The following is an 11,238-nucleotide window of genomic DNA, read 5'->3' on the forward strand; positions in this document are numbered from 1 at the left end:
GTCCCTCCCGGTCAAACGGGAGGGGGCCCGTCACGGGCTCGATGAAACGATTTGTTTTACCGCTTTAATCTAAAAAACCTAAACCATACGACGTAAAAGTCGGGAGGAAAGATGGAAACTGTAGTTGGTCTAACCGCTATCGCTGTTGCACTGTTGATCGGCCTGGGCGCACTGGGTACCGCAATTGGTTTCGGCCTGTTGGGCGGCAAGTTCCTGGAAGGCGCAGCGCGTCAGCCAGAAATGGTTCCAATGCTGCAAGTTAAAATGTTCATCGTGGCTGGCTTGCTCGACGCCGTGACCATGATCGGTGTTGGTATCGCTCTGTTCTTCACCTTCGCGAACCCCTTCGTTGGTCAACTCGCTGGCTAATCACTCGAATCTTCGAGTTGATTAGAGTGATGTGCAACGAACGAGCGAGGTGTTGGCGTGAACATTAATGCAACCCTGATTGGCCAGTCCGTTGCGTTCTTAATCTTTGTACTTTTTTGCATGAAGTTCGTTTGGCCTCCGGTCATTGCGGCTTTGCACGAACGTCAGAAGAAGATCGCGGATGGACTGGACGCTGCCAGCCGAGCAGCTCGTGACCTGGAGTTGGCCCAAGATAAAGCGGGTCAGCAACTGCGCGAAGCGAAAGCTCAGGCAGCTGAAATCATTGAGCAAGCCAAGAAACGCGGTACTCAGATCGTCGACGAAGCCCGAGATCAGGCTCGCGTCGAAGCTGAACGTGTGAAGGCACAGGCTCAGGCCGAGATCGAACAGGAACTGAACGGTGTCAAAGACGCCCTGCGCGCCCAATTGGGTAGCCTGGCAGTCAACGGCGCAGAGAAGATCCTGGGTGCCACAATCGATCAAAACGCGCACGCGGAGCTGGTTAATAAACTGGCTGCTGAAATTTAAGCGAGGGCGATCATGGCAGAATTGACCACGTTGGCCCGACCTTACGCTAAGGCAGCCTTCGAGCACGCCCAGGCCCACCAGCAGCTGGCCTCTTGGTCAGCCATGCTCGGCCTGGCTGCAGCAGTGTCGCAAGACGACACGATGCGGCGCGTGCTCAAGGCCCCGCGACTGACGAGCGCAGATAAGGCCGCCACGTTCATTGACGTGTGCGGCGACAAGTTTGATGTAAAAGTGCAGAACTTCATCCACGTCGTTGCCGAAAACGACCGTCTCCCGCTTTTGCCGGAGATTGCCGCTCTGTTCGACCTGTACAAGGCCGAGCGTGAGAAGTCGGTAGACGTTGAAGTGACCAGTGCTTTTGCATTGAGCCAAGAACAGCAAGACAAACTCGCCAAGGTTCTCAGTGCACGACTCGACCGGGAAGTGCGCCTGCAAGTTGCGGAGGACGCTGCCTTGATTGGTGGTGTCGTGATCCGCGCCGGCGACCTGGTTATCGATGGCTCGATTCGCGGCAAAATCGCGAAACTTGCCGAAGCATTGAAATCTTGAGTTTGAAGGGGCAGCAGAGCAATGCAGCAACTCAATCCTTCCGAAATAAGTGAAATCATCAAGGGCCGCATCGACAAACTCGATGTGACCTCCCAAGCCCGTAACGAAGGCACTGTCGTCAGCGTATCTGACGGCATCGTGCGGATTCACGGTCTGGCCGACGTAATGTACGGCGAGATGATCGAGTTTCCGGGCGGCGTCTACGGTATGGCCCTCAACCTGGAGCAAGACTCCGTAGGTGCCGTTGTATTGGGCGCATACACCAGTCTGGCTGAAGGCATGAGCGCCAAGTGCACCGGCCGCATCCTCGAAGTTCCGGTGGGTAAGGAACTGCTGGGTCGCGTAGTCGACGCACTGGGTAACCCAGTTGACGGCAAAGGTCCGCTGAACAACACCGAGACCGACGCGGTCGAGAAAGTTGCTCCAGGCGTGATCTGGCGTAAGTCGGTAGACCAGCCTGTACAGACTGGCTACAAGGCTGTCGATGCCATGATCCCAGTCGGCCGTGGTCAGCGTGAGCTGATTATCGGTGACCGTCAGATCGGTAAAACCGCTCTGGCGATCGACGCGATCATCAACCAGAAGAACAGCGGTATCTTCTGCGTCTACGTTGCCATTGGTCAGAAACAATCGACCATCGCCAACGTGGTGCGCAAGCTGGAAGAAAACGGCGCCCTGGCCAACACGATTATCGTGGCTGCCAGTGCTTCGGAATCTCCTGCACTGCAATTCCTGGCACCGTACTCCGGTTGCACCATGGGTGAATTCTTCCGTGACCGCGGTGAAGACGCGCTGATCGTTTATGACGATCTGTCCAAGCAAGCAGTGGCTTATCGCCAGATTTCCCTGCTGCTGCGCCGTCCACCAGGCCGTGAAGCTTACCCAGGCGACGTGTTCTATCTCCACTCCCGCCTGCTGGAGCGCGCATCCCGCGTTTCGGAAGAGTACGTAGAGAAGTTCACCAACGGCGCAGTGACCGGCAAAACCGGTTCCCTGACCGCACTGCCGATCATCGAAACCCAGGCTGGCGACGTTTCCGCGTTCGTTCCGACCAACGTGATTTCCATCACCGACGGTCAGATCTTCCTGGAATCGGCCATGTTCAACTCCGGCATCCGTCCGGCTGTGAACGCCGGTGTTTCGGTATCCCGTGTGGGTGGTGCCGCTCAGACCAAGATCATCAAGAAGCTGTCCGGTGGTATCCGTACCGCTCTGGCTCAGTACCGTGAACTGGCGGCATTCGCCCAGTTCGCTTCTGACCTGGACGAAGCGACCCGTAAGCAACTTGAGCATGGTCAGCGCGTTACCGAGCTGATGAAGCAGAAGCAATATGCGCCAATGTCGATTGCCGACATGTCGCTGTCGCTGTATGCCGCTGAGCGTGGGTTCCTGACTGACGTCGAAATCACCAAGGTCGGCAGCTTTGAACAAGCGCTGATTGCTTACTTCAACCGCGATCACGCCGATTTGATGGCCAAGATCAACGTGAAGGGTGACTTCAATGACGAAATCGACGCTGGCCTCAAGGCTGGTATCGAGAAGTTCAAGGCCACCCAAACCTGGTAAGCCGCAGCGGGAGCCGCAAGGCTCCCGCTTGCTAACCTGATAGGTGTTACATGGCAGGCGCAAAAGAGATTCGCAGTAAGATTGCGAGCATCAAAAGCACGCAAAAAATTACCAGCGCCATGGAAAAAGTGGCGGTCAGCAAAATGCGCAAGGCACAAATGCGCATGGCTGCTAGCCGTCCTTATGCGGAGCGTATCCGCCAGGTAATTGGGCATCTGGCCAACGCCAACCCGGAATATCGCCACCCGTTCATGATTGATCGCGAAGTTAAGCGTGTCGGTTATGTCGTCGTGAGCAGTGACCGTGGTTTGTGTGGTGGTCTGAATACCAACCTGTTCAAGGCCCTGGTCAAGGACATGGCGGTAAACCGCGAAAACGGCGTCGAGATCGATCTGTGCGTGGTCGGTAGCAAGGGTGCGGCCTTTTTCCGTAACTTCGGCGGTAACGTCGTAGCAGCTATCAGCCATCTGGGTGAAGAACCGTCGATCAATGACTTGATCGGTAGCGTCAAGGTGATGCTGGATGCATACCTGGAAGGCCGGATTGACCGCCTGTCCGTGGTATCCAACAAGTTCATCAACACCATGACGCAACAGCCTACCGTGGAGCAGTTGATTCCATTGGTGGCGACCCCGGAAAAAGAACTCAAGCACCACTGGGACTACCTCTACGAACCAGACGCCAAAGAGCTGCTTGACGGCTTGATGGTGCGTTACGTGGAGTCGCAGGTGTACCAGGCGGTGGTCGAGAACAACGCAGCTGAACAAGCGGCGCGGATGATCGCAATGAAGAACGCTACCGACAACGCCGGTGATTTGATCAGCGATTTGCAGCTGATCTACAACAAGGCGCGTCAGGCTGCGATCACCCAAGAGATCTCGGAAATCGTCGGCGGCGCTGCCGCGGTTTAACGGTTCAAATATTCAGAGGATCCAGCTATGAGTAGCGGACGTATCGTTCAAATCATCGGCGCCGTTATCGACGTGGAATTTCCACGCGACAGCGTACCGAGCATCTACAACGCGCTGAAAGTTCAAGGCGCGGAAACCACTCTGGAAGTTCAGCAGCAGCTGGGCGACGGCGTGGTTCGTACCATTGCGATGGGTTCCACCGAAGGCTTGAAGCGCGGTCTGGACGTTGTCGACACTGGCGCTGCCATCTCCGTACCGGTCGGTAAAGCGACCCTGGGCCGGATCATGGACGTTCTGGGCAACCCGATCGACGAAGCCGGTCCGATTGCCACCGAAGAGCGCTGGGGCATTCACCGTCCTGCGCCATCCTTCGCTGAACAAGCGGGCGGCAACGACCTGCTGGAAACCGGCATCAAGGTTATCGACCTGGTTTGCCCGTTCGCCAAGGGCGGTAAAGTCGGTCTGTTCGGTGGTGCCGGTGTAGGCAAGACCGTGAACATGATGGAGCTGATCCGTAACATCGCCATCGAGCACAGCGGTTATTCCGTGTTCGCCGGTGTGGGCGAGCGTACTCGTGAGGGTAACGACTTCTACCACGAGATGAAGGACTCCAACGTTCTGGACAAAGTGGCACTGGTTTACGGTCAGATGAACGAGCCGCCGGGTAACCGTCTGCGCGTAGCACTGACCGGCCTGACCATGGCCGAGAAGTTCCGTGACGAAGGTAACGACGTTCTGCTGTTCGTCGACAACATCTACCGTTACACCCTGGCCGGTACTGAAGTATCCGCACTGCTGGGCCGTATGCCTTCGGCAGTAGGCTACCAGCCGACCCTGGCTGAAGAGATGGGCGTTCTGCAAGAACGTATCACTTCGACCAAGGAAGGCTCGATCACTTCGATCCAAGCGGTATACGTACCTGCGGATGACTTGACCGACCCGTCGCCTGCGACCACCTTCGCCCACTTGGACGCCACCGTCGTACTGTCCCGTGACATCGCTTCCCTGGGTATCTACCCAGCGGTCGATCCACTGGACTCGACTTCGCGCCAGTTGGACCCGAACGTGATCGGCCAGGACCACTACGACACCGCTCGCGGCGTCCAGTACGTTCTGCAGCGCTACAAAGAACTGAAGGACATCATTGCGATCCTGGGTATGGACGAACTGTCGGAAACCGACAAGCAGTTGGTATCCCGCGCTCGTAAGATCCAGCGCTTCTTGTCGCAGCCGTTCTTCGTGGCTGAAGTCTTCACCGGTGCTTCGGGTAAATACGTTTCCCTGAAGGACACCATTGCTGGCTTCAAAGGCATCCTCAACGGTGACTACGACCACCTGCCAGAACAAGCGTTCTACATGGTCGGCGGCATCGAAGAAGCGATCGAGAAAGCCAAGAAACTGTAATCCCGGCGCCCGGCAACGGGCGCTAATCAGGTTGAGGCAAGCAGATGGCTATGACAGTCCATTGCGATATCGTCAGCGCGGAAGGAGAAATCTTTTCCGGTCTGGTCGAGATGGTGATTGCGCACGGCAGCCTGGGTGATCTTGGTATCGCCCTGGGCCACGCTCCGCTAATCACTGAACTCAAACCAGGTCCGATCCGCCTGATTAAACAGGGTGGGGAAGCCGAGGTGTTTTACATCTCCGGCGGTTACCTCGAGGTTCAGCCGAACATGGTCAAGGTTCTTGCCGACACCGTGCAACGTGCTGCCGACCTGGATGAAGCCTCCGCTCAGGAAGCCGTCAAGGCTGCCGAGAAGGCCCTGAACGAAAAAGGCGCAGATTTCGACTACGGTTCTGCTGCTGCACGTCTGGCCGAGGCCGCAGCTCAGCTGCGTACCGTCCAGCAGATCCGCAAGAAGTTCGGCGGCTAAATCGTCAGGCTTGTTGTGTGATTGATTAAAAAGGGTAGCCTCGGCTACCCTTTTTTCTTTTCTGACTTTCACTATTTGGTCGCAGCCGCTGACCACCCAGGATTGGTAGCCAGTCATGTCTCTTGAAATCGTTATTCTCGCCGCCGGCCAGGGCACACGCATGCGTTCGGCATTGCCCAAGGTGCTGCACCCGATCGCGGGAAACTCCATGCTGGGGCATGTTATCCACAGCGCACGGCAACTCGATCCACAGCGCATTCATGTGGTGATCGGCCACGGCGCCGAGCAGGTTCGCGAGCGTTTGGCTGCCGATGACCTGAATTTCGTTCTCCAGGACAAACAATTGGGCACCGGCCACGCGACTGCCCAGGCTGTGCCGTTCATCACCTCCGACACCGTGCTGATCCTCTATGGCGACGTTCCGTTGATCGAGGCCGAGACCTTGCAACGCCTGCTAAAACACGTCGTACCGGGGCAAATCGGCCTGCTGACCGTCGAGTTGGGCGACCCTACCGGTTACGGGCGCATCGTGCGTGACGGCGAGGGCAAGGTCACCGCGATTGTCGAGCACAAAGATGCCACGCAGGCCCAGCGTGCTATTACCGAGGGAAACACCGGTATTCTCGCTGTGCCAGCCGCTCACCTGAGCGACTGGATGAGCCGCTTGTCGAACAACAACGTCCAGGGCGAGTACTACCTTACCGACGTGATCGAAATGGCGGTCAACGACGGCTTGCAGGTGGCCACCGAACAACCCCACGACGCGATGGAAGTCCAGGGCGCCAATGATCGCAAGCAATTGGCAGAGCTTGAGCGCCACTATCAATTGCGCCAAGCCCTTCGCCTGATGGCACAAGGCGTAACCCTGCGCGACCCGGCTCGCTTTGATGTGCGCGGCGAGGTCAGTGTCGGGCGCGATGTGCTGATTGATATCAACGTCATCCTCGAAGGCCGTGTGGTGATCGAAGATGACGTGGTCATCGGCCCTAACTGCGTTATCAAAGACAGCACCCTGCGCAAAGGTGTCGTCATCAAGGCCAACAGCCACCTTGATGGTGCGGTGATGGGCGAGGGCAGCGACGCCGGCCCGTTCGCCCGTTTGCGCCCCGGCACCGTACTCGAAGCGCGGGCCCATGTGGGTAACTTTGTCGAGTTGAAGAATGCCTATTTGGGCGAGGGCGCCAAGGCCGGTCACCTGACCTACCTGGGCGACGCCCAGATCGGCGCGCGTACCAACGTCGGCGCAGGCACCATCACTTGCAACTACGACGGCGTAAACAAGTGGAAAACCGTTATCGGTGAAGACGTCTTCATCGGTTCCAACAACTCGTTGGTAGCACCCGTCACCCTCGGCGATGGCGCCAGCACGGCGGCCGGTTCCACCATCAACCAGAATGTGGATAAGTCTCAACTGGCGGTTGCCCGTTCCCGCCAGCGCAATATCGATGGCTGGAAACGCCCGGTCAAGATCAAGAAAGACTGAGTTATCCACAGCCCTAGTATGCAATACCACTAATGTGGGAGCAGAGGAGCTGCTCCCACGTTAGTTTCCGCCCCTCAGAAAACTTCCATCGCCCGCTTGACGATTCCGACTCGATAGGTTTTGATTGCCTTCGTTATCTTTCGAAACGAAACATATCTGCGCCATGTCGAAACGAAATACACCCCAGCGTCGTCACAACATCCTCGCCTTGCTTAATGAGCAAGGCGAAGTCAGTGTGGACGAATTAGCCAAGCGTTTCGAAACGTCCGAAGTGACGATCCGTAAGGATCTCGCCGCCCTTGACAGCAATGGCCTGTTGCTGCGCCGCTATGGCGGTGCCATCACCCTGCCTTCGGAACTGGTCAGTGACCTGGCCCAACCCGTTTCTCCGATCAAGCAAGCCATCGCCCGGGCCGCCGTGACGCGGATCCGCGAGCATGCGCGGATCATCATCGACAGCGGCAGCACCACGGCGGCCATGATCCCCGAGCTGGGCCAGCAACCTGGCCTGGTGGTGATGACCAACTCCCTGCATGTGGCCAATGCCTTGAGCGAGCTCGAGCACGAGCCCGTGCTGTTGATGACCGGCGGTACTTGGGACCCTCATTCCGAGTCGTTCCAGGGCCAGGTGGCGGAGCAGGTTTTGCGCTCCTATGACTTCGATCAGTTGTTCATCGGCGCCGACGGCATCGACCTGGTACGCGGCACTACCACCTTCAATGAATTGCTCGGCCTTAGCCGGGTAATGGCCGAGGTGGCCCGGGAAGTGATCGTGATGGTCGAGTCCGACAAGATCGGGCGCAAGATTCCTAACCTGGAACTGCCCTGGAGCAGCGTCCATACCCTTATTACTGATGATCGCCTGGCCCCCCAGGTTCGCGATCAGATTCAGGCCCGCGGCATCAACGTGATCTGCGCGGCTACCAGCCAGGAGAAATAACATGTGTGGAATTGTCGGCGCGGTCGCTGAACGAAACGTCACCGCCATTCTTGTCGAAGGCCTCAAGCGCCTGGAATACCGCGGCTATGACAGCGCTGGCGTGGCAGTCATCACCCAGGACGGCAGCCTCGAACGCGCCCGCCGGCCGGGCAAGGTCAGCGAACTGGAGCAAGCCCTGGCCGAAGCGCCGCTGGTTGGCCGCCTCGGCATCGCCCACACCCGTTGGGCAACCCACGGCGCACCGTGCGAACGCAATGCCCACCCGCATTTTTCCGGCGACCTGGCGGTGGTGCACAACGGCATCATCGAAAACCACGAAGCCCTGCGCGAGCAACTCAAGGCCCAGGGCTACGTGTTTACTTCGGACACCGACACCGAAGTCATCGCCCACCTGCTCAACCACAAGCTCAAGGACCTCGGCGACCTGACCGTCGCACTTAAAGCCACGGTCAAGGAACTCCATGGCGCGTATGGCCTGGCGGTTATCAGTGCACAGCAACCCGATCGCGTCGTGGCGGCCCGCAGCGGCAGCCCTCTGGTGATTGGCCTGGGCATGGGCGAGAACTTCCTCGCCTCCGACCAACTGGCCCTGCGCCAGGTCACTGACCGCTTCATGTACCTGGAAGAGGGCGACATCGCCGACATTCGCCGCGAAAGCGTGCAGATCTGGGACGTTAACGGTGTAGCGGTCGAGCGCGAGACGGTGCAGTACCGCGACGGTGCCGAAGCGGCCGACAAGGGCGAGTTCCGCCACTTCATGCTCAAGGAAATCCACGAGCAACCGGCTGTGGTGCAGCGCACCCTGGAAGGTCGCCTGAGCCAGAACCAGGTGCTGGTCCAGGCCTTTGGCCCGCAAGCGGCCGAGTTGTTCGCCAAGGTCCGCAATGTGCAGATCGTCGCGTGCGGCACCAGCTATCACGCGGGGATGGTCGCCCGTTATTGGCTCGAAGAACTGGCGGGTATCCCGTGCCAAGTCGAAGTCGCCAGCGAGTTCCGCTACCGCAAAGTGGTGGTGCAGCCCGACACCTTGTTCGTGACCATTTCCCAGTCGGGCGAAACCGCCGACACCTTGGCGGCGCTGCGTAACGCCAAGGAGCTGGGTTTTCTCGCCAGCCTGGCGATCTGCAACGTGGGCATCAGCTCATTGGTGCGCGAATCCGACCTGACGCTGCTGACTCAGGCCGGCCGCGAAATAGGCGTGGCCTCGACCAAAGCCTTCACCACTCAACTGGTGGGCCTGTTGCTGCTGACCCTGTCCTTGGGCCAGGTGCGCGGTACCTTGGCGGCGGGAGTGGAAGCCGAATTGGTGGAAGAATTGCGTCGCTTACCGGCACGCCTGGGCGAAGCCCTGGCCATGGACGCCACCGTGGAAAAAATCGCCGAGCTGTTCGCCGAGAAGAATCACACCCTGTTCCTGGGCCGTGGCGCGCAATTCCCGGTGGCCATGGAGGGGGCGCTCAAACTCAAGGAAATCTCCTATATCCACGCCGAAGCGTACCCGGCCGGTGAGCTCAAGCACGGCCCCTTGGCCCTTGTGGATAACGACATGCCGGTGGTTACCGTGGCGCCGAACAACGAGCTGCTGGAGAAGCTCAAGTCCAACTTGCAGGAAGTACGCGCCCGCGGCGGCCAACTGATCGTGTTCGCCGATGAACACGCCGGCATGAGCAACGGCGAAGGCACCCATGTGGTGAACATGCCGCACATCCACGACGTGCTGTCGCCGATCCTGTTCACCATCCCGCTGCAATTGCTCTCGTACTACGTGGCGGTGCTCAAGGGCACAGACGTTGACCAACCGCGCAACCTGGCGAAATCGGTCACTGTGGAGTGACTTATCCACAGGGCGGTGGCGGTGCAACGCCGATCACCGACCTGTGGTGCCGTCAGGCGTAAGACAACGCCTTTTCTGCCAGTAATTCTTCGTATAACGCCGTCCACTTGCGGCCCATGTCGTCAGCGGTAAATAGCTGGCGATAGCGGGCTTCGGCGCGTTGGCCCATTTCGGCGGCCAATTGCGGGTTTGTCCACAGGGTGCGCATCGCTTCGCGAAAGGCCTGTGGATGACTGGGCGGCACCACCAGGCCGGTTTCGCCGTCGATGTTGATGTAGCTGGTGCCGGTACCGATTTCGCTGGAAATCATTGGCTTGCCGTACATCGCCCCTTCCAGCAACGAAATGCCGAAGGCTTCGGAGCGCAGGTGCGAAGGGAACACGATGGCGTAGCTCAGTTGCAGCAGCGCTACTTTGTCTTCATCCCCCAGCCGCCCGAGGAAGTGCAGGTTGCGCAACCCCAGGGTTTTGGCCTGGGCGTGCAGCTCGGCTTCCAGTGGCCCGGCGCCGACGATCACCACCGGGTAGTCCACGTCCTTGAGGGCATCGAGCAGGATGTGCAGGCCTTTGTAGTAACGCATCACTCCGACAAAGAGGAAAAACCGCTCCCCCAGCAACTGCCGCCACCGCGCCAGGCGTTCGGGCTCGGGCTGTGGATAACCTGACTTATCCAAGCCATAGGGAATGACCCGGGTTTTGTCCCGGAAGTTTTGCAGCACCTCGCTGGTGTGCAGGTAGTTGGGCGAAGCGGTGACGATGCGGTCGGCGCTGGCCAGGAAGCGGTTCATCAGTGGCCGATACAGGCGCAGCAGATGACGCTGGCGCACGATGTCTGAGTGATAGGTCACCACGGTGGGTTTCTTCAGGCCGCTGGCAAAATGCACCAGGTCCATGAACGGCCACGGGAAGTGGTAATTGACCACGTCCGCTTCGGCAGCCATCTCGCGGAACTGCTTGAACACGCTGGTGGAGAACCCGGTAGAGGCCAGTTGCCAATCCAGGCGTGCGCGATGGACTTCGTGGTGGCCGATCTTTATCACCGCCGGGTGCGGGTCGGTGCTCAAGGTCAGCACCTGGCCTTGAATACCCTCGCGTGCGCCGCTTTCACAGAGTTGATAAATGACCTGTTCGATGCCGCCCACAGAGTCGGGCAAATAGGTTTTGAAAAAATGGAGTACGCGCATT

Annotated in this window: 11 protein-coding genes; 10 read left to right on the plus strand and 1 reads right to left on the minus strand. The window is 58.6% G+C overall.

Annotated features, from left to right (window positions below; genetic code table 11):
• Window positions 1–111 precede the first annotated feature (111 nt).
• The 10 genes from atpE (at window position 112) to glmS (ending at window position 10,054) form a co-directional block, all read left to right on the plus strand.
• Window positions 112–369: a F0F1 ATP synthase subunit C gene (gene atpE / locus AC19YR_RS17320; RefSeq protein ID WP_002555987.1), complete on the plus strand. Its 258-nt coding sequence runs from the start codon at window positions 112–114 to the stop codon at window positions 367–369.
• Between the two features lie 57 nt (window positions 370–426).
• Window positions 427–897 (plus strand): F0F1 ATP synthase subunit B, encoded by a 471-nt coding sequence (locus AC19YR_RS17325; protein WP_095110154.1) that lies wholly within the window; start codon window positions 427–429, stop codon window positions 895–897.
• A gap of 12 nt (window positions 898–909) precedes the next feature.
• Entirely contained in the window at window positions 910–1,446 is a 537-nt protein-coding gene (locus AC19YR_RS17330) for a F0F1 ATP synthase subunit delta (protein WP_095110152.1), read from the plus strand.
• Window positions 1,447–1,467: 21 nt separating this feature from the next.
• Window positions 1,468–3,012 (plus strand): F0F1 ATP synthase subunit alpha, encoded by a 1,545-nt coding sequence (atpA, locus tag AC19YR_RS17335; protein ID WP_095110151.1) that lies wholly within the window; start codon window positions 1,468–1,470, stop codon window positions 3,010–3,012.
• 50 nt (window positions 3,013–3,062) lie between these two features.
• Window positions 3,063–3,923, plus strand: a complete 861-nt coding sequence (atpG, locus tag AC19YR_RS17340; RefSeq protein WP_095110149.1) for a F0F1 ATP synthase subunit gamma — start codon at window positions 3,063–3,065, stop codon at window positions 3,921–3,923.
• 27 nt (window positions 3,924–3,950) lie between these two features.
• The gene (atpD, locus tag AC19YR_RS17345) at window positions 3,951–5,327 is read left to right on the plus strand and encodes a F0F1 ATP synthase subunit beta (protein WP_095110147.1); all 1,377 of its coding nucleotides are present in this window, start codon (window positions 3,951–3,953) and stop codon (window positions 5,325–5,327) included.
• 44 nt (window positions 5,328–5,371) lie between these two features.
• Window positions 5,372–5,797: a F0F1 ATP synthase subunit epsilon gene (locus tag AC19YR_RS17350; protein WP_048381559.1), complete on the plus strand. Its 426-nt coding sequence runs from the start codon at window positions 5,372–5,374 to the stop codon at window positions 5,795–5,797.
• Between the two features lie 115 nt (window positions 5,798–5,912).
• The gene (glmU, locus tag AC19YR_RS17355) at window positions 5,913–7,280 is read left to right on the plus strand and encodes a bifunctional UDP-N-acetylglucosamine diphosphorylase/glucosamine-1-phosphate N-acetyltransferase GlmU (protein ID WP_500599404.1); all 1,368 of its coding nucleotides are present in this window, start codon (window positions 5,913–5,915) and stop codon (window positions 7,278–7,280) included.
• 163 nt (window positions 7,281–7,443) lie between these two features.
• Window positions 7,444–8,220 (plus strand): DeoR/GlpR family DNA-binding transcription regulator, encoded by a 777-nt coding sequence (locus tag AC19YR_RS17360; RefSeq protein WP_500599406.1) that lies wholly within the window; start codon window positions 7,444–7,446, stop codon window positions 8,218–8,220.
• A gap of 1 nt (window position 8,221) precedes the next feature.
• Window positions 8,222–10,054 (plus strand): glutamine--fructose-6-phosphate transaminase (isomerizing), encoded by a 1,833-nt coding sequence (glmS, locus tag AC19YR_RS17365; RefSeq protein ID WP_095110140.1) that lies wholly within the window; start codon window positions 8,222–8,224, stop codon window positions 10,052–10,054.
• A gap of 52 nt (window positions 10,055–10,106) precedes the next feature.
• Here glmS and AC19YR_RS17370 read toward each other — a convergent pair whose 3' ends face one another.
• Window positions 10,107–11,237: a glycosyltransferase family 4 protein gene (locus tag AC19YR_RS17370; protein ID WP_095110138.1), complete on the minus strand. Its 1,131-nt coding sequence runs from the start codon at window positions 11,235–11,237 to the stop codon at window positions 10,107–10,109.
• Window position 11,238: the final 1 nt, after the last annotated feature.

The organism is Pseudomonas sp. MF08817 (genome assembly GCF_059862705.1).